Origin of the sequence: Burkholderia sp. PAMC 28687 (genome assembly GCF_001577465.1) — a bacterium.
GTDB lineage: Bacteria > Pseudomonadota > Gammaproteobacteria > Burkholderiales > Burkholderiaceae > Caballeronia.
Window position 1 is genome coordinate 913,312 of the sequence record NZ_CP014506.1, and the last position, 22,410, is coordinate 935,721.

Here is a 22,410-nt window from a genome sequence, read left to right on the forward strand (position 1 = left end):
AGTCTTGCGTGACGGGTCCGAACGGGCGCATTCACCCCGTTTAATCCGTTCACCCTTACTCACGCAAGAGCCGATGGTCACAGTCCTGGGTCAGCAACCGCGTTATGTGCAATTGGCGCAGACGCTCGTCAACGAAATTCAGAGCGGCAGGTTTCCGGTGGGCTCGACAATACCAACCGAGTTCGAGCTATGCGAGCAGTTCGGCGCAAGCCGTTCCACTGTGCGCGAGGCCGTGAAGCAACTGGTGCAACTCGGCATGGTCGTGCGGCAGGCGGGGGTCGGCACGACTGTCAAGGCGGTTCGATCCGAAGGCGGGTATCGGCAGGTCATGCAGCAGTTGAGCGACCTGCATCGCTATACGGCGGACACCGTTCTCGAGATCCTGACAAAGGACACGACCGAGGTGCGCGACCCTGCCGTTTGCGAATTGCTGAAGGCTGGCCCCGGCGAGACGTGGCTGCGCATTGCAGGCTTGCGCCGTTCGGGCGACAGCCCCGATCCGATCTGCCATACCGAAGTATTCATTCAGCCGGCATTTCGTTCGCTCGTGGTGAGCGAACGCGAATCGCATGTGCCGATCTATACGCTTATCGAAAAACAGTTCGGCGAGCGGATAGTGGAAGTGCAGCAGGAGATCCGGGCGATCGCCTTGCCGGCGGCCATCGCCTCGTTGGTCAACGCAAAGGCGCGTTCACCCGCGCTCTGGTTGTGCCGCCGATATCTCAACCGGCGCGGCGAGATTGTCGAAGCCGCGTTCAGCATCCATCCGGCCGACCGTTTCAGTTATTCGGAAACATTCCAGCGCGACTGGACGTCCGGTTGATGCTCAAGTCAGGAGACATGCATGCCGCTTCATAGTTATCTCTTCGTACCGGGCGATCGTCCGGAGCGGTTTTCCAAGGCGCTTGCAACGGCCGCGCATCAGGTCGTGATCGATCTGGAAGATGCGGTCGCGCCCGAGGGCAAGATCCAGGCGCGCGAGGGTTTATCGGAGTGGCTGCGGGATGGCTTGCCGGATATCGACAAGGACCGCGTCGTGATTCGTGTCAACGCATACGGCACGCCCTGGCACGAGGACGATGTGAAAATGCTGCGCGAGTCAGCGGTCACGCGCATCATGGTCCCAAAGGCCGAAGCCGCGAGCGAACTGGCGGATATTGCGTCGCGTTGCGGCAAGGCGGTGTCGCTTATCGCGCTGATCGAGAGCGTGGCGGGCGTGGTGGAGATGCGGGCCATCGCGCATGAGAAGGCGGTGTCGCGACTTGCGTTTGGTTCGTTCGATTATTGCGTCGATGCAGGTGTGGAGGACAGCGGCCGCGAGCTCGACTACGTGCGCTCGCAATTCGTGATCGAGTCGCGTTATGCGGGGCTCGCGGCGCCGGTCGACGGCGTGACTTTATCGATTGACGATGCCGACCTGATCGCCGCCGATGCCGCCTCCGGCCGGCGCTTCGGCTTTGGTGCGAAGCTGTGCATTCATCCGAAGCAGGTCGAGGCAGTGAATCGCGGCTTCGCTCCGAGCGATGCGGACTTTGCCTGGGCCGAGCGCGTGCTGGCAAAGCTCGCCGAGAATCCGAGGGGCGCGATCGCCGTGGACGGCAAGCTCGTCGACAAACCTATCGTCGACAAGGCGAAACGCATTGTTGCGAGCTTCACGCGCTGAGCCCATGGAACGTCAACTCCTGCATGTGCGGCGTATCGAACTCAGCGGCTATCGGCGCGAAGACGGGCTGTATGACATCGAAGGTGTGCTGCGCGATACGAAAACCTACGATCGTCATTCGAGCGGTGTCGTGCGTCTGGCCGGTGAAGCGATCCACCAGATGCGCTTGCGGATCACGGTCAACACGGATTTCCTGATCGTCGATGCACACGCGGAATCCGAAGTCGTGCCGTATCCCGGTTTCTGCGATGTCATCGGGCCGGAGTACAAGAAGCTGATCGGCCTCAAGCTCGCGGCTGGCTTCACGCGCGAGACACGTGCGCTGTTCGGCGGCACGAAGGGCTGCACGCATCTGACCGAGCTGATCGGCGGCGTGGCGACGGCTGCGTTCCAGACAATGAGCGAGGAGATCAACGCGTCGAACAGCCAGCAACCATTCCAGCTCGACGGCTGCCATGCGTTGAGAACCGATGGCGATGCCGTCAGGGAGTTCTACCCCAAGTGGTATCGGGCGTGAGCGTTGCGGCGCGCGCCGTTTTGCCTATCGGGCGCCGCAACCCCTGCATCGACTGCCGATGCCCTACGCGGCGAGCCCGCCCGACTGATGCGCAACCAGTCTCGCATATGCGCCGCGCGCAGCGAGCAGTTCGGCATGGCTGCCGGCCTCGATGACCCGGCCGCCGTCCATCACGAGAATCGTGTCGGCATTCTGAATCGTCGACAGCCGATGCGCGATGATGATCGAGGTCCGTTGCTTCATCAGTTCACCAAGGGCCGTGCGGATCTGCTGCTCGCTGATGGTGTCGAGATGCGAAGTCGCTTCGTCCATGATCAGTATCGGCGCGTCCTTCAGGAACGCGCGGGCGATCGCCACCCGCTGACGCTGCCCGCCCGACAACTGCACGCCGCGCTCGCCCACCCGGGTCGCAAGGCCATCCGGCAACCGGTCGACGAAATCGCTCAGCGCGGCACGATCCAGCGCGCGGCGTACATCTGCGTCTGAGACATCCCGGCCGGCCAGACGGATGTTGGCCTCCAGCGTATCGTTGAAGAGATACGTGTCCTGCGCCACCAGCGCAATATGACTGCGCAAGTCAGCGAGACGAAGCCGGCGCAAGTCGACGCCACCCAGCGTGATGACGCCTTGCTGCGGATCCCAGAAGCGCAGCAGCAGATTGGCTACCGTCGACTTGCCCGCGCCCGAGGCGCCGACCAGCGCCACGGTGCTGCCGGGACGCACGGCAAAGCTCACACGGTCGAGCGCCGGTGCGCTGCGGCCCGGGTACGCAAAGCTCACCGACTCGAGCCGTACTTGCGGGTTTGCGGGGACCGGCAAATCGCCATCGGTGACCGGCTCCGTCTCTGCTTCGACGACATGCAGGCGGCGCGTGGACGCGATCGTATCGGCCAACTGGCGTGCAACCTGGCCGATCTCGGCAACGGGCATGAAGGCCGCCACGGAAACCAGCACGAGCAACGGCAGCCACTGGGGCGCAAACCAGCCGTTCGCGGCGAGCACGGCGCCCGTCAGGGCCACCGCCAGGCCGCCCAGTCCGGTTGCGATTTCCAGCGCGGCGCTCTGGCGCGAGAGATCGTCCAGCAGGGCGGACCGCTGCTGCTGGTATGCCTCAATGTCGGCGAGGAAAACGGCGCGTCGGCGGCCGGTCGCCTGGAAGGCTGCGAGTTCGGCGAGACCCTGGATCGTCTCCGTGAGATGCGCGCCGAGTTGTCCCAATGCTGCGCGCGCCCGGCTGCCGAGACGGTCGATCTTGCTGCGTGCGAATACCGGTGTCAGTCCGGCCCAGGCGAGAAAGGGCAGCAGGACGAGCGCGAGCGGCCAGGCCGCCCATGCCAGTAGCGCCAGCACGCTGGCCGGGATCACGATGGCGACAAAAGCCGGCGCCACGGTGTGGGCGTAGAAGTACTCGACCGTCTCGACGTCCTGGGTCGCCAGCGCCACGAGGTCGCCGGAGCGCCGGCGCAGCAGGTAGGCGGGAGCGAGGCGCTCCAGCTTGGCGAACAGTGCGATGCGCATTTCCGCCAGCAGCCGGTAAGCCATGTCGTGCGCAAGCCAGGATTCCAGCCAGTGCAGCGTTGCCGCGGCGGGCGCGGCGATCAGCAGCCCGACGGTCAGCCCGAAGACCGGCCGTCCGGACGCCACACCCGCAACCACGAGCGCGCCCAGCACGCCGACGCCAATGAAGCTCAGCACCCGCCCGATACCGCACAGCACGGTCAGCGCCAGTTTCGTTCTCCACGGCCGCACGAAGCGCAACAGGGTGCGCAAGGTATCGACCCAGCCGATTTCGGCGGCATCCTCGGCAAGCGCACGTTGTTGCGGACCTGAAGACGATGACGCAGGCGCCGCGACCAACCGTTCCACCGCAGCCGGACGCTGGCCGGCCGCGCCGACCTGCGGACCCATCAGGCGGCGATACGCCCCGGGACGGGCGATCAACTCGGCATGCGTGCCGCTCTCCACCACGCGCCCGTGATCGAGCACGAGAATCCGGTCGGCGCCGATCACGCTGGATAGCCGGTGCGCCAGGATCAACGTGGTGCGCCCGCGCATGAGCCGGTCGAGCGCCTGCTGGATGACCGCTTCGTTTTCGGCATCGACGGCGGAAAGTGCTTCGTCCAGCACGAGGATGGGCGCATCGCGCAACAGCGCCCGGGCAATGGCGATGCGCTGGCGTTGCCCGCCGGACAGCGTGGCGCCACGCTCGCCTATGCGTGTCTCGTAGCCTTCGGGCAAGCCGGCGATGAAGTCGTGAATGTTGGCGGCCGCAGCGGCTGCAATCATGTCGGCGTCGCTCGCATCATGCCGGCCGAGCCGCAAATTGTCGGCGATAGTGCCATCGAAGAGCGTGGTGTCCTGCGCCACGATCGCGATCATGCCTCGCACCTGGTCGGGGTCCAGGGTGCGAATGTCATGGCCGCCGATGCGGATCGCGCCTGCCTGCGCGTCGTGCTGGCGCAGCAGCAGGCGCAGGATGGTGGACTTGCCCGCACCGCTGGGTCCGACGATCCCGACCGTCTCGCCGGCAGCGATCTCGAAGCTCAGCGCGGCATGCGCATCGGCGCGACGGCCGGGATAAGCGAAACCGACGTTATCGAACGCGATGCCCGCAGCAAGGCCGGCCACATGTGGCGCGCCCGCAGCCGGTGCATCGCTGCGTGCTTCCAGCAGCGCATGGATGGCGTTCGCGGCAGACTGTCCGACCATGCCCTGATGCAGCACGGAACGCAGGTCGCGCAGGGGACGGAAGATCTCGGTGCCGGCCATCAGGATGATCAGCAGCGCTTCCAGGCTCATTTCGCCGTGGCTTACACGCCAGGCGCCGAGTGCGATGGCAGCCGCCGCGCCCAGGCCGGTGCCGAGGTCGGTGAAGAACCGCGTGAGCAGACCGAGCGCAAGTACCCAGAAGGTGCTGTCGGACAGCGCCCGCGCGCGACCGGCGAGCTTTTGCGCGAAGGCGCCGCTCTGGCCGAACGCCTTGAGCGTTGGCAGGCCCTGCACCGCGTCGAGGAACTCTTCGCCGAATGACTTGAACGCCGCGGCGCGGGCAATGGCCGCGTGCTTGTCGGCGTTGTGAATCAGCATGGGCAGCGCGAGTGTTGCAAGCGCGGCGACCAGCAGCACGGCCGCGGTCGGTACATCCCACCAGGCCAGGACGGCGAAGATCATCACCGGTGCGCAGGTGGCAATAATCAGTTGTGGCACGTAGGCGCCAAAGAAAGTCTGTAACTGCTCCACACCGTCGATGACAGCCAGCATCACGCCGCCGGTGCGCTCGGCGCCGAACCAGGCCGGGCCGAGTTCGGCAATACGGTCGAAGAGCCGGGCGCGCAGCACCGACTGGACCCGTCCGGCGGTGCCCTGCGCGAGCACGACCCGGCGATGGTCGAGCCAGGCTCGCAGGATCATGCAGGCGACCGTGCCGGTTGCAGCAAGGGCAATCTGTCGAAGCGGCGCGCTTTCCAGTGCGAGCGCGAGCACGCGGCCGAGAAAGACGAAGCGCAGGACGCCGAATCCCATGGCGAGCAAACCAAGGCCCACGGCGCCGGCCACACGCAGCCGCAGCCCTGCCATCATCATCCATAACTTGCCATCGAAATACATCCCTGCCTCCGGTTGGTCACTGCTTCAGTCGTCAGGACCTTACCTTGGGCCGCAGGGCGAGGCAAAAGATGGTTTTTCAAGGGGTGTTGAATATCCTACAATACCCCGATGTCCAATATTCCTTCTCTGACAGCGCTACGGGCCTTCGAGGCGGCGGTGCGGCTCGGCGGGTTCGCTCGCGCGGCGGCCGAGCTGAACGTATCGACCAGCGCGGTGAGTCATCAGATACGCGGCCTGGAAGATACGCTGGGTGCGCGGCTGCTCGAGCGCAGCACGGGTATAGGCGGGATTCGCCTGACGGCGGCGGGGGCGAGCCTGCTGCCTGCAGCGAGCGGCGCACTGTCACTGCTGGAAGACGCATGTTCGGAAATCAAGGGCGTCGCGAGGCGACTGACCGTCTCGGCCAACGCACCGTTCTCCGCCATGTGGCTCGCGCGCCGTCTTGCCGAGTTTTCGGGTTCCAATCCCGCGACGCCGCTCAACGCCATCATTCAGGATGGCGAGCCGGATTTTGCCCGATACGACATCGACCTCGCTGTCGTGCATGTCGCCGATCACGCGTTGCGTCCCGATGACATCGTCCTCTTGCAAGAGGACGTCTTTCCGGTATGCAGCCCCGAGTTGCATCCGTTTGCATCCACGGCGGTGTGTCGTTGCCGCCTGCTGCAGGAGGCGCACGAAAATTTCCCTGAACTCAACTGGCTGAACTGGTCGGCCGAGTTCGGGCTGCCTGACGATTTCGATACCAAGATCGTTCGCTACAGCAGCTTCAGTCAGGTGATCGGCGCGGCGGTGGGCGGCGCGGGACTCGCGCTTGGACGCTCGCCGCTGATCGAGCCGGAACTGCGCAGCGGCCGGCTGGTGCGCCTTTTTCCGGAGCTGTCACGTCCGGCTTCGTGGCGGTTTGTCCTGCGCCGTGGACCGACCCGCCGCCACAGGATGCTCGATACCCTGATCGATTTCCTTCGCGCGGAGGCGGAGGCGGGGACAGGTGTGGCGCTGGACCCGTCATCCTGACCGTGCTCAAGGCACCTGCCAAGACGGCGCACTACGCTAATCCACCAGCGCTGCAGCCGCGACCGGCCACACGAACGGCTGGCTGAGAAGCTGCTCCAGATCGTGCGATTTCAACGGCCTGCTGTAGTGATAACCCTGGATCTCGTTGCAGGCGTTGTCGCGAAGGAAGGCGAGTTGCGTTTCTGTTTCCACACCTTCCGCGATCACCTTGAGATTCAACTGGCGCCCAAGCGAAATCACGGCCATCGCGATCGCGCGGTCGTCGTCCTTGCCCGGCAGTTCGCGAACGAATGACTGGTCGATCTTGAGGCGCACGATCGGGAAGTGCTTCAACGCGCTGAGACTCGAATATCCCGTGCCGAAGTCGTCTATCGACAAACGCACGCCCATCTCCTGCAACTGCCGCATTGTCGCGATCGCGCCGTCGAGATCCTGCATGATCACGCTTTCGGTCAGCTCCAGCTCGAGATACTGAGGATCCAGGCCGCTTTCGCTGAGCGCATGCGCCACGCGCGACACGAGTTCCTTCTGCAGGAACTGCCGCGCGGACACGTTGACGGACACCGTCATGGGTGCGAAGCCCATGTCCTGCCACAGCTTGTTCTGCATGCAGGCCTTGTGCAGCACCCAGTCGCCGATGGAAATGATGAGGCCCGTCTCCTCCGCAACCGGAATGAACGTGGCGGGCGAGATGTTGCCGTCGGTCGGATGCTGCCAGCGCAGCAGCGCCTCTACCCCGAACACGCTTTCCGTGCGCAGGTCGACTTGCGGCTGATACTCGAGATGAAACTCCCCGTTCGATAACGCCACGCGCAACTGCTCCTGCAGCCGCAGTTTTTCGTGCACCTTGATGTTCATCTCGTGCGTGTACATCTGGTAGTTGTTGCGCCCGAGTTCCTTGGCGCGGTACATGGCGGCATCGGCGTTCATCAGCAGGCTTTCGGCGTTGGCGCCGTCGGCCGGATAGCTCGCCACGCCCATGCTGCACGTCACCCGATATTGCTCGCCGTTCAGTTCGACCGGTTCCATGATCCGTTCGCGGATCTTCTCGATGGTCTTGTGGATGCCGGGACCATTCTGATCGTCGTCAAACAGTACGATCACGAACTCATCGCCGCCGAGACGAACCACCGTATCCGTTGCGCGCAGGCAATCGGACATGCGTGCCGCGACCGTGCGCAGCAGATCGTCGCCCGCGCGATGCCCGAGGCTGTCATTGATGAGCTTGAAGTTATCAAGGTCGATGAACACCACCGAGACGCCGCGCTCGTATCGCCGTGCGTGCAGCAGCACCTGGTTCAGGCGGTCGGACAGCAATGTACGGTTGGGCAAGCCTGTCAGCGCGTCATGATTGGCCATGTGCCGGATACGCTCTTCGGCACGATGCCGTTCGATGGCAATGCCCGCAATGCGGGTTCCCATTGCGATGACTTGCGATTCGATCGCACTGGGCTCGTGCGCGTCCTGGGCGAACAATGTGAGCGCGCCCAAGGCGCTGCCGTCGTGCGCGAGGATGGGGATCGCCCAGCATGCCTGGAAGCCGCTCAAGCCATACGCCTGCATCTGCTCCATGAAAGCCGGGTCCTTGCTTGCGTCTGGGATGTAGACGGGTTGGCGTGTGTGAATTGCCCGGCCGCTCGGACCTGCATCGAGGCTCACGGGCGAGCCGTTGATCCGCTTCCGGTACAGCTCGGAAAGCCCCGGCGCGGCGCCCAGTTTCAGATGCAGGCCGTCGTCGTCACGCAGCAACGCGACGCACGCAACACGCGAGATCTGCGATTCGAGCAGGCTCGCAAGATAGGACAACACCTCTTCGAGCGGCGTGCTGGTCGCGATCATTTCCAGCACCCGATTGTGCTCGGCGCGGCGCACTTCCGCGCGCTTGCGCGAACTGATGTCGCGCATGATCGCCACCACGCCGTTGTCCACGCGCACTACCTGACGCTGGAGCCATACTTTCGTGTCGTCGGTACACAGGTGCATCCATTCGTGTTCGTGGACCGTTCCGGTTTCCGCTACGGCCGCAAATTCATCGAACATGCCGTTCTGGCGCGCATCCGGGAAGATCGCGTCGAGACTGCGGCCAACCAGCATCTCGCGGGGCAGTCCGAGCACGACGCTGCCACGCCGGTTGGCGTCGGTCATGACGAAGCCGAGAAGATTGCCGGCGCCATCGCGCTCGGAACGAAAGACGAAAAACGCGTCGAGGCTTCTTTCCGATGCGGCGTAATAGGTCTGCTGCGCCTGCCGTGCGCGGCGGCGGCTGACTGCAAGCTGCCAGCTCGACCGGCTGAGCGCAGCGGCAAGCACGATCAGCAAGGCGCTGGCAATGGCCGTCCACAGTACATAGTTGTGCCTGTGCTTGCGGAAAACCGATAACTGCTCGCCCTGGCTGAGACCGACCATCGCAATCAGCGGAAAGCCGTGGATTGCGCGGATGGTGGTGTAACGCCGCACGCCCTGGTCCCACGGGCCGACCCTCGCACCGCTCGCAAGCGCCTGCTGCGCGACTGCAATTGCCACGGTCGATATCGACCTGCCCCACGACGTGTACTCGCCCGTTTGCTGAGCGCGCACGACGCCGTCCGTCCCGGCGAGCAGCAGCATGCCCTTGTCGCCCATGCGGGCATATTCATAACCGCTCGTGAAATAGGCCGGGTCCATGGCGAGCATCACGCTGCCGTTGAAGCTGCCATCGGCGCGCTCCAGGCGCCGGCTGAAGGTGATCTCGGGCGTGTCAGTATCGTGATTGAGGCTGACGCGGCTCACGCAGGGCATCGATGCATCGATCTGCGCACGCAATGCCGCGAAGCACGGGTCCGTCGAGACATTCGAGGGCCCATGCGACCCGGACGCTGCAAACACGCTTCCGTCAGCCCCCGCGACCGATACTCGGAAAACGATGGACGGCGGCAGCAGGCCCTTCGCCTGCAGCTCGTCCATGGCCGTGCCGCCTTTGCTTTCGTAGGCGTACTTGACCGTCTTGAGCGTCTGGTCGATTGAACTGAGGTTGCGCACCAGTTGTGCTTCATAGGTGTCGGCGATCTCACGGCTCGACTGCGCAGCCGTATCTTCGGCAACATCGCCTTCAACCGAAATCAGATGGAACACCGCTGCCCACGCAATGCAAAGCAGCAGGCCCGTGAAAACGGGTATCAGGATGTAGGCCTCGGCAAGCCGTTTCACGATCGCACGCGTTCCCCGCACGACTAATTGCGTGCGTTTCGCGGCAGCATTGCCTGCATCGATGGCACTTTCCGGCTGTCGATCTGACGTACCGCGTTTCGCGGGTGACTCTCGGCGATTGAAGTTCATCGTGCCAATTCCGGTATCTCACTGCGCGATATGGAAAAAAATCGCATTCTGCATATATGGGGGACAAGGCGCCTTGTGAGCGCCTTTATCATGCCGTGCCGCCTTGCGCTAGTTGAGCGTCAGCAGCGGTTTCACACTTGCATCGATATCGCGGGAATCCATGTATCCAATGGCGTTCGGCGTCTCGGCAAGCGCTCGCTTGATTGCCGCAGGGTCCTGCACTTCGCGGGGCGGCTGGCCGCGGCCGGTGAAAATCAGCTTGGACCAGTAAGCCTTCATCTGCGAAGAGGACTTCCCCGTGATCCTGCGGTAGAACTCGCTGCGCGCGGCTGCATCCTCGGGCAGATCGACGGGTATGGCGCTGCCGCCACCCGGGAAGTAGGCCGCGCGGCCGAGGAAGATGTCCGCGATCTGCTGTTCGCTCAATGCCGTGAGCGTGCTCTTGGTGGATACGACCACGATGAGCTGGGCCATTGCCGACTCCCCGGACAACCCGAGAAGCATGGCGATCAATGCTGACCTGATGTATTGGTTGGCGTTTTTCACGGTGCACTCATCAAAAGACGAAGTCGAGCGCGGCGCTGATCACATTCGTGCCGCTGCCGAGTTGATAGTTCGGCTGGAAGTTGATGAATGAGCCGGTTGAGTTTGCGGGCAGCCAGACATGGTCGTACTGCACTTTGAGATCCACGTTCTTGACGACGTCCCAGCGCAACCCGAACGAAATGTCCTTCTGCCCCATGTTGTAGTTGTAGGCGAGAGTGGGGCGGTCAAGAGAATGTGCTTGCGAGTAGGTGGCGAACGGCGTGAACTTGCCCAGGCGATAACCGCCTGTCACATAGCCGCTCACGTAGCCCGGCGTGACCTGGTTCACGGTGACGCGTGCGAGTTCGCCCTGAACGAACCACGGGCCACTGTCGTAGGCCGCGGCGATGCTGTAGACATTCACCGGTTCTTTTTCAGGCAGGAAATCCAGTTTGACGTTGGCGTGAAGATATCCGGCGTGCAGCGTGAGGTTGCCGTATTCGACGGTATCGAACACACCGGTGATCGCGGTTCCATATGCCTTGAGCATGCCCGGGTTGACGTGGAACGAGCTGTAGCCGTAGAGCAGTTGAACCGTGTTCGCAACACCGCCCAGGCGCAACCGGTACGACATGTCCGCGCCGTCGCTATTGGTGATCGGCACAGTGTTGTACACCTCGATCGGCACCCGCACCCAGGGATTTGCATAACCCACGTTTCGGTAATCCGAGTTCAGGAAGGTGGGCAGTTCGATCCGCCCGGCGCGCACGCTCAGATCCGGCGTAATGGCGTACTTGACGTTGGCCCACTCGAGCGTTGGCACGAACGTGTTGTTGTAGCGATGCTCGGACACAACCTGGACAACAGCCGATAGCTTGTCGGTGAACTGGCCGGTGAGTTGCAGGCCGATCTTGCTGTCGTCGGCGAAGTCGTACTTGCGGCTATGGCCGGCACCGTTCGGCTCGAATGCGGTACTCGTGAAGTCGGCTGTGTCCAGGCTCGAATGGGTCATGCCGAGCGTTCCGAAGCCGCTCAGCGTGAACATGTGCGGTGCGTTGTCCGGAGCCGGGGTGTCCTCCGCCAAGGCAGAAGAGACGTACGAAGCGCAAAGCAGTCCCATCGCGGCGATGCTGGCGGTGCCGGTGATCCACTGATGCAAATGGCGGTTTCTACTCATCATCAAGACGTTACGTTGCGGGTTGTATGTGGCTTCTAACGGCCTGGCCAGAAGAATCTTGATAGTCAGATGAGGTCGTTGACGGGGTGTACGGCAGTTATTGAAATGGGATCCCGCACAAGCAGAAAAAGATGCCGATGGGTAAGCCTGTGTTTGTGCTCGAGGCAGAATAATTAACCGACAAGAAGCAGCGTGTTGAAACGAAAGAGAGTTCGCTGGTCAGATTGATATACATCAGGAAGCCTAACTACTACTTGAGTTTTTCGGGCAAACGGGCGACGCCTTGGCATCGCCCGCATGAAGCTCAGCGAGTCAGCCGCAGGATGCCGAGATTGCCGGCAATCTCCTGGAAGATCGAGGTGAGCGCCGCGTTGGTCGGCGCATGGTAGTAGTTACCGGGTGACGCGCAGCTTTGCATGGTCTGCTGCGCTTGCTTGCTTGCCGAGTCGGTCCCGTAGGTCCCGAACGTGATGGAATAAATGGTGATGCCTTCGTTCTTCATCGCGTTGCAGACAGAAAGCTGGAACGTGTTAATGTCCGACACGGATGTCATCGAACCGTTGGTCGGGCCGCCCGTTGGCGCTGTCAGCGTGCTGTTCCCGACGCCGGACAGACCGTTGAACGACGGGGAAGGCATGATGCCGTTTGCCGTGCCCGGGTCGTTCTCACCATCGGTCAGGACGATCACCACGCGTTGCAATCCCTGGGTGGTCGCTTCAGGGCGGGGCAGGTTGGCATCGGACGATATCCAGCCGTTTGAACCTGACACTTGCGGCGACCACGCCGAAGAGACCATGCGCCATCCCCACAGCAAGCCGGTAGGGATGATGGTCGAACCGTTGGCCTGCATCTGGTTGATCGCGCTGTTCAGTGTATTGATGTCCTGTGTAAGGAACTGCATTGGCTGGATCGAACACGGCCGCGATCCCGAGGTGCCGTTCTGATCCCACGTGGTCGTTGCGGGCAGCGTGCTGCCGGTGGCGACCGGCTGTCCCCACGCGTTGTAGACAGGGGTTGCACTTACCGTGCCGCAGTAGCTGGCCGAACCGTTGGTCTGGTAGGTCAGGGGTACATTAAGCACGCTGTTGACGCTGGTTACCGCGCACTTGGTTTTGCTGCTGTCGTAGTTGGTGATCTTGAAGCCCTGTGGCGGCACGTTGTAGTAGAACGGCGTGAAGCCTGGCGAATCGGCTGGTGCGTAGGCCTTCGGAAACAGTTGCTTCGCACTCCCGACCCGCGGTTCTACCGGGCATCCGGCCCAGCCCGATCCCGTTCCCGACGACTGATACTTCGACGAAATCCCCGCCGAGTTGTAGCTGTTTTTGTCGCTGGCCGCGGGGGTGAGCCAACTGCCGGATGCTGACAATGATGAACCGACGTTGACCATGGTCGTGAACGGAACAAGGCCCACATACGAGCGATTTCCGGACTGGCCGAGCACGCTTGCGACGAGCGTGTTTGCCGCAGAGCGCAATCCCGCGATCTTGGTTCCCTGGCTCTGGTCGGTGCTGGCGTAATCGGCCATCGACCCGGTGTTGTCGAGCACGAGCGCAAGTTCCAGCGTGCTTTGCGGCAAGCGAAACGCGGAGTTGGCGGCGGCGACTGTTGTGGTGTCCGGCGCGGCCGGCGATCCCGATCCTGAGCCGGTGCCGCCGCTTGGCAGATTGTTCCCGAAGAATAAGGGTGCAAGCAACGGGATCGAGCCCGATGCCGTGAGCTGGATGGTCTGCCCGGCCGCAGGCGAGCCACTGATCGTCGCCTTGAAATTTGCGTCGGGCATGGTGAGGCCCAGGTAGCCTGTCGGCATGTTGCCGCTGTAGAACGCGCGGGCGTCCGCTTTCCAGGCGGAAGAGTCCTTGCCGGCAGCATCAGCATAGTGCGCAAGATCGACGCCTGCGGAAATAGTCGCTACGTCAAGCGCCATCTGCATGCGCTCCTGTGTCATCTCGTAGTCGATCAGGTCGAGTGCCGTGCACATTGCGCCGAACATCAGGCTGGCGCAGACCGCGAACATCATTGTGACGACGCCGCTGTCTCCCGTCATCAAGGTCGTGACGGATCGCGAGGAAACAGTTGGTGCGCAGGATTCGTGCGTAGATTTCATCGGATATTTGCAGAGCGCATTGCTGCTAACCCGAAGTGGCTAGCGTGAGCGGCAAGCCCGAGCGCTGACGTACGTAAACCACTTTGTAGATGGTCTGCGTAAGTGGCGCATCGGCCCAGAAGGGGGCCGTCATTGCAAACGGCGTGTAGGTGTAAAACACCTCGACGGCGGTTGCGGAATCACCTCCATAGAACGGCCAGCCTTTCGGCAGAAGATTCGATGATGTGATCCGCGAGGACGGCGCGTTTTTGCCCATCCACGATGCCTTCTGCGTCCACGCAATAGCCGGCAAACCCTTTGTGGGTGGAATCATTTGCACGGCGTTCGCGCCGCAATTGTTGGTGGTGTCGCAAATCGACGTGAGGATCACGCCGCCACTGGTCTGGAGATCGACTGGCGAGGCGATCAGGTTCGCAGCCTGCCACACCGCGCCGAGATTGCTGGCGTTGGCAGTGGACTGGTCGTTGATAACCTGCGTCATCTGCCCCACGGAATTGGCGAGCGTGAAAGCCGTCCGCTCGACAATACTGACAGCGCGCATGTAGAGATAGATCTCGGTGAAACCGAGCAGCAGGAGCAGCATCAATGGAACGATAAGCACAAACTCGATTGCGACACTGCCGCCGTCTGCGCGAAGGACGTTATGCAGGTTTGAACGTGAACGCGGGGGAGAGGTTGGTCGCGGCTCCCGGCTCTGGAACGGACTATTCATTTTTCATTCTGAACGAGATAGTTGCGCTGGAAGGTCAGCGTGCTTACGCCAAATAACCGGGGGATGCCGGAGAAGCCCGGCATTGTCACGGTGATGTTGTACGAGACAACGTTGCCATACGTGCCGAGGTCGTTGGTGTAGCTTTTGGTGCCTACGTTGCCGTAAGTGCCGTAATTTAATGTCGCAATGGTGACGGTGGCGCCTACGCTTTTCCATCGTCCGAGATAGGCCATTACGATTGTCTTCGCTGTATCGGCTCCGGTTGTTTAGACACAGCGTTGCAGCTCAGGCGGCCTGCTTCAACAGGCGCGCCTGACGGGCTTCGAGGGGCGACATGAAGCCCAGTTTTTCGAGACGCCAATGGCGATTGTATCGGTCCTTGAACGCGATGGCGGCAGCCCGGACCTCCTCCACATTTTTGAATATGTGACCATGAATGGCCTGTTCCTTCAGCGTGCGGTTGAAGCGCTCGGCAACCCCGTTGGTCTGCGGTTCGGCAACGAAAGCGAAGCTCGCCGTGACGCCCCAGAATTTCAGTTGGTTGCGGAAATCGTCCGACGTGTATTGCGAGCCATGATCCATGCGCAACATCAGGCCCCGGCCAGCCTCGGCACCGATTGCGCCGAATTCGCTGCGCAGCCCCTGGCTAATCGGCTCCAGCGCAGCGAAGCGGTCGCCGATCTTGACCACATGGATGCCGGTGCACAGGGCATCGCAATGATCGACGGCCGCAAAAATCCAGACCATGCCGTCATCAACGGTTTCGATGCGGGTCCCGTCGGTGCCCCACATCTCGTTGGGATGGTCCGTCGTAATTCTGCCGTCGTGCAGCTGCGGATTGCCCTGAGGCCGCCGATGCGGCGAGAGCAAGCCATGCTCTCGCATCAATCGCAGCACGCGGGTCCGGGAAGCGCGAATATCGCGCAGGATGCGCAGCCGCGCCCAGACCTTGCGAGATCCTTCACCGGTGAACGGCGAGGCCGCCAGATCGGCCCTGATGGCCTGCAGAAGGTCGGCATCAGGCACCTTCGGCTTCGGACCACGCTTCAGGCCGGTGACCGGCACTACGCTGGCCGCCGCTCTGGCTCTCGCGGCATAGATCGTCGAGCGTGGCAATTCGAGCACCCGGCAAACCCGTTGCAATCCATAGCTCTTGCCCGTACTGGCGGAGGTCCCATTGCTCATTTCGAGGACCTCCGAACGCCCAAAGGGTGGCGGGCCTGCCTCTCACGTTCCTTGCGCAGGATCTCGACTTCCATGGACAACTCGCCGACACGCCGGACGGCTTCGTCGAGCTTCGCCTCCAGAGGATCACTCTCACGCGCCTTCAGGCCAGCCTCCATGGCGGCCAGAGCGAGCGCACGCCATTCTTCAAGCTGGGCGATCGTCACGGACACCTCGCGGGAAACGGCGTCCACGGACTCACCGCGTAGCAGTCTGAGCACCACACTGCGCTTGCGGCCCGACGACCAGCGCTTGACTTCGACGGTTGCACCGAAGGCGCTTCCAGTCGCGCTACGCGCCCCTTCCAGCGCCTCCGGTGCAACGGCATTCACATCCATTTGCTTCAGCATCAACAGATCCTTTTTCGAACACAGGTTTTACACCAAATCTGTGTCCAAAAGAATCAGAGCCGCCGCAACGATTGTCTTCGCCTGATCCGCGCGTGTTCCGGAAGAAGGATCTACGGTTGTCAGGCCAACGCGCGACGCGGCTTGGGCCGCGAGCTGCACGGATGCATCCACGAACATGTCGAGCGCCAGTTCCAGCGTCCCGAGGATCAGGATGAAAACGATCGGTCCGACAACCGCAAATTCAATCGCCGAAACGCCGCGACTGTCGCCGAGCATCCGCGCAAACAGCGCGCGCAGGCTACGCGGTCCAGGCGCTTTCATCGAACGCTCGCCGACTGGATTGCAACGGCCGGAACAGGCTGCACGTTGGCCGTCCCCGCGCTTCCCGCTTGCGACAGATGTGCACGCTGGATGTCGTAGAAACGCAGGTTGTCCTGCACCGACGCTTTCGGCAAGTCGTGCCCCAGAATTTCGGCGGCGGCATCGTTATTGCCCATCAGTCCATAGGCGAGTGCGAGGTCCTGGCGGGCCTGTGGTGGCGCGCTAGGATATCGTGTGACGTCGAGCAATACATTGGCGCCCTCGCGCGGATTGCCGCCAAGAATGAGCGACAAGCCGAGATTGACACACAACATCGGGTCGCCGGGATTCGCGGCGAGCGCCTGCTTGAGCACGGCCTGGGCGCCGGCATGGTCGTTGTTCAGGTCAAGTGCGGCACCAAGGCCGGCGGACGCCGTCGGGTCGTTCGGAACTCGCGCGAGCACTTCGCGGTATGTCTTGATCGCATCGTTGAAACGGCGCTGGTGGATCGCCACACGTGCTGATCCGATCATCGGCGTCACCGCAGCCGCATCAATCTTGATAGCGCGGTTGTAATAGACACCTGCCCGCGTGAAGTCGCCCACAGCATAAAGCGTGTTGCCGAGTCCGGTAATCCCCGCGACCGAATTCGGGTTAGTCTGTAGCACCTTGTTGAACAGCGTGGTCGCGAGTTCAATATTGCCCGAATCGAGTGCGGAGTCCGCGAGTCGCAACTCGCTCATGGTGCCCGGCGTGTTGTTTTGAAGGACGGGCCTTACCTCGGAAACCTGCCGTGTCGTAGTGGTGCAGGCGGCGCATGCCGCAAGTGTCAGAACGCCCAGCACCAGCGTATAAAAACGTCGGGCGGCGCTGCCAGCGGCGTACAAGCGCGTGGCGTCAGGACTTTTGTCGGTTTTCATTGAGTGGCCACGTAAGCAAGGAGTTGGATGACAGCCGGGCCGGCTGCAACCGCGACGACCGCTGGCAAGATGAAGAGCATCATGGGTACGACCATCTTTGGCGCGAGCTTCGCGGCTTTTTCTTCGAGCGAGACAATGTGCGCAAGCCGCTCGGTACGCGACAGGGTGCGCAATGCCGATGAGATCGGCGTGCCGTAGCGCAGCGATTGCGTGAGCGTGGAAATCAGTGCGCGAATCGAAGGCAGGTCAATACGTTCCGCCAGTTCCTGCAGTGCACGGGTGCTGTCGCCGGAGAGCTTAAGTTCGTCAGCGGTCAGGGCGAATTCGCCGGAAAGCGGCGGGCAGATCATTGCGAGTTCATCGGCTACGCGCCGGATGCTGACGCCCAGGCTATTGCCCGCGTTCGTGCAGATCACGAGCAGGTCGAGCGCATCAGGCAGGCATCCGGCCATTGTTTTGCGGCGCCGCGACGAACGCCACGCGACGAAATATTCCGGCACGATCATGCCGACTATGAACACCGCCAGCATCAGGATGCCGCGGAATGCCGGGAACGCACCGACCACAGGAATACTCGACCCCAGCATCACTGTGAGTGCTGCGCACACCAGACCGAATACGAATTTGATGGCCAGCAGGATAGAGACGGCACGGGGGCTGCGATAGCCGCTTTGCACCATGGTCTTTTTCAGCTTCAGCCTATATTTAGCGTCGAAGAGCGGCAGCTTGTCGCCAACCTTCGCAAGCCGTAGCAGCACCTTCACTCGCCTGGCCGGCGTCTGGTCCGGCTGGTCGCCACCGCTATGCTCGACGCGCAGATCAACCGAAGCGGTCCGCGCACGTTCCGCGATCCGGCCGCGTTTGCCGCCGTGTTTGCTTGCCCACCAGATCGCAAGGACGGCGAAGAGCGCGAGCAGCATCGTCAGGTTGATCAGCGTTTCAATGCTTTCGTTGCTCATCGAGATGTGTCCAGTTTCGCCATCTTGTTCACCACCATAAGTCCGATCGAGATCGAGATGGACGCGAACGTCATCAGTTTATGGCCCGCGGGTGTTCCGAACAGCACCAGCAAATAATCGCGATTGAGCGCATACATGCTTAGCATGATGATCACGGGAATAGCGGCGAGGATCTTGGTCGTAATGCGAGCTTCGCCCGTGAGTGCCTGGGTTTTCTGACGGATCTCGCGCCGGGTCCGGACGATGCCCGCCAGGTTTTCCAGCGTCTCGCCAAGCTGGCCGCCGGTTTCGCGTTGCAAGAGCAGACACACGCAGAAAAACGAGAAGTCCGCGATCTCGATACGCCTGACCGCAACCGCCAGCACTTCCTCGAGATCGAGGCCGACTTGAAGCGCGTCGCTCATCAGCTTGAATTCGCGCCGCAACGGTTCTGGGCATTCATCGGCCGCGGTGCCGATCACGTGCGTGACCGGCACGCCGGCACGCACAGCGCGCACAATCATGTCGATCACGTCGGGGAATGAATCGAGGAAGTGCTTGCGAAAGCGGTTGATCAAGAAGCGATACGCCTGCATGCCGCCGAGCACGGGCAATGCAATCATCAAAATAGGTGTTGCGATGTCCGGCAGCGGCATGAAAGTCGTCATGGCCAGCGCAAGCAGCTCGCCCGCGATCGCGGCACCGATCACGATGCGCAACCCCTTGGCCCCGGCCACCGTGTTCAGGCGCGCGAGTTTTGGCCGTGTCCATCGCGTCACGGCGTTATCGCTCTGGATGACGTTGAAGAGGTCGGTCTCGAACTTGCTGCGGATTTTCTTGTCAGTGGCGGTTACCGCGAATGCAAGGTGCATGCGCGTCTTGATGCGGGCGTCGGGCTGGTTCTTGCGAATGTCCTGCAGTACGAACACCATCACGCCCAGCAGCAGGGCGGCGGCGAACGAACACGTGGTCAGGAGGTCGACGGTGCTCATGGCTTCATTGCGTCAAGAAGCGCGTCTTCGAGCCCGTAATACGCGGCTCGCGCAATGAATGCCGGCCGCATGGCGCCAACTTCGAACACACCCTTGACCTCTTCGCTGTAGGCCGTCGCGTCGTAGCGGAAGGTGAAGAGGTCCTGCGTGATGATCACGTCGCCTTCCATGCCGACAAGCTCGGTAACGCGCGTGATCCGGCGCATGCCGTCGCGCATCCGCTCGATCTGTACGATCATGTGCACGGCACTCGAGATCTGGCGGCGGATCGACAAGAGTGGCAGGTTGCCGTTTGCCATCATGACCATGCTTTCCAGTCTCGTGATGCCGTCACGCGGCGTGTTTGCGTGGATGGTGGTCATCGACCCGTCATGGCCCGTGTTCATGGCCTGCAAGACGTCGAACGCTTCAGGTCCGCGTGTTTCGCCGAGGATGATCCGGTCCGGACGCATCCGCAGCGCATTACGCACGAGATCACGTTGCGCGACGCCGCCGAGCCCTTCGGCATTTTCGGGCCGGGTTTCGAGGCTGACCACGTGTGGCTGCACGAGTTGCAACTCGGCCGCATCTTCAATGGTGATGGTGCGTTCGCCTAAATCGATGAAATGCGAAAGCGCGTTGAGCAGGGTTGTCTTGCCAGAACCCGTGCCGCCCGACACGATGATGTTAAGCCGACACGTACTGGCCAGCTTGAGTACGTTCGCCATCTGCGGCGACATGTTGCCCTGCTGCGCCATCCGGTGCAGCGTGATGTTGCGCTTGGAAAATTTCCGTATCGAGATGGTGGCGCCGTGAATGGCGAGCGGGGGTAGGACGACGTTTACGCGGCTGCCGTCCGCGAGACGCGCGTCGACCATCGGACTGCTTTCATCCACACGGCGCCCCACGCCTGCCGCAATGCGCTGCGCCACGTTGACCACGTGCGCGTTGTCGCGAAACTTGTACGGCGTCAATTCAAGGCGGCCGTGGCGCTCCACATAGACCTGATCGGGACCGTTGACGAGCACGTCCGTAATGGTTTCATCGGCAAGCAGCGGTTCGATCGGACCGAGGCCGAACATGTCGTTGAGCAATTCGCCCACAATCTGCCCGCGCTCCGTAACCGTGATATTCAGGCGCTCGCGCTCGGCAATCTCACCGACCAGTTTCTCGACGCCCGGCTTCATTTGCTCTCGGCCTTTGCCGACCACGGCCGAGGCGTTCATCGACGCAAAGACGGCCGCGCGGATGGTCTTGAACAGCTCGGAGCGGACCAGCATCTCGTTGCCGTCGGTAACCGCCGGCGCGGACGCAACTGGACGCGGGGTCTCGACCGTCTGGGTGGCTGCGGCAATGACGGCTTCGAGCGATGCGAGCGGATCGGCAACGTCGCCGGCGGCCGAATTCGTATCGGAAGGGACAAGCTGCTTCGTGCCGAACATCAGCCTTTCCTCAACTTGAGTTTCTGGAAGAACGTGAGTTCCGGAGCGGAGTGCTGTCCGGTAAGGTCCCGTCCAATGCGCGCAATGGTTTGATTGAATCCCGCAGGGGCCTTCTCCATGACGGGTTCGCCCAGGTTCTCTGCGATCGATACCGCCTTTGTCTCGAACGGTACTTCGTAGAGCGTGGAGCGGCCTACCGCGTGCATGAAATCTGCAGGCTGCACCTTGCCGGCCGTCGCGGAGTTAGGGTTGTTCAGCAATATCGAAGTCGGCGGATTGTTGTCGCGATCTTCAATGAAGCGGAGCAGCCGGATGCTTTCACGCGTGCAGTGCACGGTGCGGTCCGCGACCAGATAGACACGCGCTGCATGGTCGAAGGCCTGCTGCGCGAGCGCTGTGGACGGGGTGTCGATATCCAGGATCACATAGTGAAAGCTGTCGCACAGCAAGTCCAGCACGCGCGGAAGCGCAGCCGCCTCGAACGGTGCCGCTGTACCCAGGTCGAGTTCCGAAGACAGGACGAACAGACGGCGGCTCTTCGGGACCAGTGTGCGCTCGACATACTGCGGGTCGAGCCGGTTCACGTTGTGCAGTACATCGGTGAGGCCGTTGTTGCTCTGAATGCCGAGCATGCTGTTCGCTGCGCCGCCGTGAATATTCAGGTCAACATAGGCGACCCGCCGGTGCGTCTCTTCGGCCAGATGCCGCGCCACATTGAGCGCGAGCGTAGTGACGCCCACACCGCCGCGTGCGCCCGCGAACGCAATGGTCTTGCCAGCGCGCGTGAGCGTCACGGGGTTGACCTTTCCATCCTGCATGCTGAAAGTGCGCTTGAGCAGTTCAACGGTCAGCGGCTTGACCAAGTAATCGCGCACACCGAGTTTCAGCAGGCTGCGGAACAGTCCTACGTCGTTGCGCTCGCCAAGCGCGACCACTTGTACCGACGGCTCGCAGACTTCAGAGAGCCGGCCGAGGTCGGACAGGGGCATGGTCGAGCCATGCAGATCGACTAGCAGGAATTGCGGTGAGCGTTCTATCTTCGACAAATAGGCAATGGCTTCATCAATGTTGCCCAGCACGATATGCACGTGCGGCATAGCCTCTTCGAGGACGAAACTCTTGAGGATCTGCTCGGTCGTCCGATCCGTCACGAACGCGATGAAGTCGGCAACCCGCGCGCCCGACTTCGCTTTCGATACCCTGAACTCTGTTGTGCTCATGTGTTCTTCTCGCAGGGGTCGCTGACCGTCGTCACTTGGAATCGCGCGACGTTGATGTGTCGAGCGGAATGACCCGGCCATTCTTGTAACGGTGAACGGCGCTCGCCGCTACGGCCGCATCGGCTGGTCCGAGTTTTTCGGGCGCGACGAGGTCCTTGGGGTTCGCGATCTGAGCGGCCAGATTCGTGTAGGTCGCGCAGCCCCATTGCATGCTTGGCCGGTGCCATCCGGCGTCCGTCAGCACGGAAGGGCGGGAGAGGGTGTCGCAGTCCGGCGGCAGCGCGGACTTGCCATCGAAACCGACGGTTGTCTGGTCCGGCATGCCGCGCGGCGGCTTGAAACAGCCGCTGAGTCCGACAGCGAAGGTGAACGCGAGAACAAGGGTGAGAAGGCGGGCGGATTTCATGGT

20 protein-coding genes are annotated in these 22,410 nt (G+C 62.2%); 4 read left to right on the forward strand and 16 right to left on the reverse strand.

Features of this window, described 5'->3' with window-relative positions:
* Positions 1-73: 73 nt before the first annotated feature.
* Genes AX768_RS19515 through AX768_RS19525 form a run of 3 tightly spaced genes read left to right on the forward strand, consistent with a single transcriptional unit; the run spans position 74 to position 2,180 of the window.
* Positions 74-823 carry a GntR family transcriptional regulator gene (locus tag AX768_RS19515; protein ID WP_062001719.1) on the forward strand — a complete coding sequence of 250 codons (750 nt, stop codon included), beginning with the start codon at positions 74-76 and terminating at the stop codon, positions 821-823.
* 21 nt (positions 824-844) lie between these two features.
* Positions 845-1,663, forward strand: coding sequence for an HpcH/HpaI aldolase/citrate lyase family protein (locus AX768_RS19520; RefSeq protein ID WP_062001720.1), 819 nt, complete (start codon positions 845-847; stop codon positions 1,661-1,663).
* A gap of 4 nt (positions 1,664-1,667) precedes the next feature.
* Positions 1,668-2,180: a DUF2889 domain-containing protein gene (locus AX768_RS19525; RefSeq protein ID WP_062001721.1), complete on the forward strand. Its 513-nt coding sequence runs from the start codon at positions 1,668-1,670 to the stop codon at positions 2,178-2,180.
* Between the two features lie 63 nt (positions 2,181-2,243).
* On the opposite strand, the gene AX768_RS19530 is transcribed toward AX768_RS19525, so the two are convergent.
* Positions 2,244-5,786, reverse strand: a complete 3,543-nt coding sequence (locus AX768_RS19530) for an ABC transporter ATP-binding protein (protein WP_062001722.1) — start codon at positions 5,784-5,786, stop codon at positions 2,244-2,246.
* Positions 5,787-5,894: 108 nt separating this feature from the next.
* On the opposite strand from AX768_RS19530, the gene AX768_RS19535 reads away from it, so the two are divergent.
* Positions 5,895-6,803, forward strand: a complete 909-nt coding sequence (locus AX768_RS19535) for a LysR family transcriptional regulator (protein ID WP_062001723.1) — start codon at positions 5,895-5,897, stop codon at positions 6,801-6,803.
* 36 nt (positions 6,804-6,839) lie between these two features.
* Here AX768_RS19535 and AX768_RS33765 read toward each other — a convergent pair whose 3' ends face one another.
* The 15 genes from AX768_RS33765 to AX768_RS19610 form a co-directional block, all read right to left on the reverse strand.
* On the reverse strand, positions 6,840-10,118 hold the full coding sequence (locus AX768_RS33765; RefSeq protein ID WP_062001724.1) for a bifunctional diguanylate cyclase/phosphodiesterase: 3,279 nt from the start codon (positions 10,116-10,118) through the stop codon (positions 6,840-6,842).
* Between the two features lie 108 nt (positions 10,119-10,226).
* Positions 10,227-10,664: a phosphate ABC transporter substrate-binding protein gene (locus AX768_RS19545; RefSeq protein WP_082771678.1), complete on the reverse strand. Its 438-nt coding sequence runs from the start codon at positions 10,662-10,664 to the stop codon at positions 10,227-10,229.
* Positions 10,665-10,674: 10 nt separating this feature from the next.
* Complete coding sequence (locus AX768_RS19550) at positions 10,675-11,823, reverse strand: hypothetical protein (RefSeq protein ID WP_155524285.1); 1,149 nt, start codon at positions 11,821-11,823, stop codon at positions 10,675-10,677.
* Between the two features lie 301 nt (positions 11,824-12,124).
* Positions 12,125-13,864 (reverse strand): hypothetical protein, encoded by a 1,740-nt coding sequence (locus tag AX768_RS19555; protein ID WP_062001726.1) that lies wholly within the window; start codon positions 13,862-13,864, stop codon positions 12,125-12,127.
* 85 nt (positions 13,865-13,949) lie between these two features.
* The gene (locus tag AX768_RS19560; protein WP_231941410.1) at positions 13,950-14,525 is read right to left on the reverse strand and encodes a pilus assembly protein; all 576 of its coding nucleotides are present in this window, start codon (positions 14,523-14,525) and stop codon (positions 13,950-13,952) included.
* 107 nt (positions 14,526-14,632) lie between these two features.
* Complete coding sequence (locus tag AX768_RS19565; RefSeq protein ID WP_062001727.1) at positions 14,633-14,869, reverse strand: hypothetical protein; 237 nt, start codon at positions 14,867-14,869, stop codon at positions 14,633-14,635.
* Positions 14,870-14,921: 52 nt separating this feature from the next.
* Positions 14,922-15,821 (reverse strand): integrase core domain-containing protein, encoded by a 900-nt coding sequence (locus AX768_RS19570; protein WP_062000111.1) that lies wholly within the window; start codon positions 15,819-15,821, stop codon positions 14,922-14,924.
* Positions 15,818-16,210, reverse strand: coding sequence for a hypothetical protein (locus tag AX768_RS19575; RefSeq protein ID WP_197672637.1), 393 nt, complete (start codon positions 16,208-16,210; stop codon positions 15,818-15,820). Before AX768_RS19575 ends, AX768_RS19570 begins: the two co-directional genes overlap by 4 nt.
* Before the next feature lie 27 nt (positions 16,211-16,237).
* Entirely contained in the window at positions 16,238-16,531 is a 294-nt protein-coding gene (locus AX768_RS19580; protein ID WP_062001728.1) for a TadE/TadG family type IV pilus assembly protein, read from the reverse strand.
* A complete protein-coding gene (locus AX768_RS19585; RefSeq protein ID WP_082778944.1) occupies positions 16,528-17,430 on the reverse strand; it encodes a tetratricopeptide repeat protein in 903 nt (300 codons plus the stop codon). The genes AX768_RS19580 and AX768_RS19585 overlap by 4 nt, the downstream gene beginning before the upstream one ends.
* On the reverse strand, positions 17,427-18,389 hold the full coding sequence (locus AX768_RS19590) for a type II secretion system F family protein (RefSeq protein ID WP_062001729.1): 963 nt from the start codon (positions 18,387-18,389) through the stop codon (positions 17,427-17,429). The genes AX768_RS19585 and AX768_RS19590 overlap by 4 nt, the downstream gene beginning before the upstream one ends.
* The gene (locus AX768_RS19595) at positions 18,386-19,360 is read right to left on the reverse strand and encodes a type II secretion system F family protein (protein ID WP_062001730.1); all 975 of its coding nucleotides are present in this window, start codon (positions 19,358-19,360) and stop codon (positions 18,386-18,388) included. Before AX768_RS19595 ends, AX768_RS19590 begins: the two co-directional genes overlap by 4 nt.
* The gene (locus tag AX768_RS19600; protein ID WP_062001731.1) at positions 19,357-20,781 is read right to left on the reverse strand and encodes a CpaF family protein; all 1,425 of its coding nucleotides are present in this window, start codon (positions 20,779-20,781) and stop codon (positions 19,357-19,359) included. The genes AX768_RS19595 and AX768_RS19600 overlap by 4 nt, the downstream gene beginning before the upstream one ends.
* Complete coding sequence (locus AX768_RS19605; RefSeq protein ID WP_062001732.1) at positions 20,781-22,001, reverse strand: AAA family ATPase; 1,221 nt, start codon at positions 21,999-22,001, stop codon at positions 20,781-20,783. The genes AX768_RS19600 and AX768_RS19605 overlap by 1 nt, the downstream gene beginning before the upstream one ends.
* A gap of 31 nt (positions 22,002-22,032) precedes the next feature.
* Positions 22,033-22,407, reverse strand: a complete 375-nt coding sequence (locus AX768_RS19610; RefSeq protein ID WP_062001733.1) for a CpaD family pilus assembly lipoprotein — start codon at positions 22,405-22,407, stop codon at positions 22,033-22,035.
* Between the last annotated feature and the right edge of the window lie 3 nt (positions 22,408-22,410).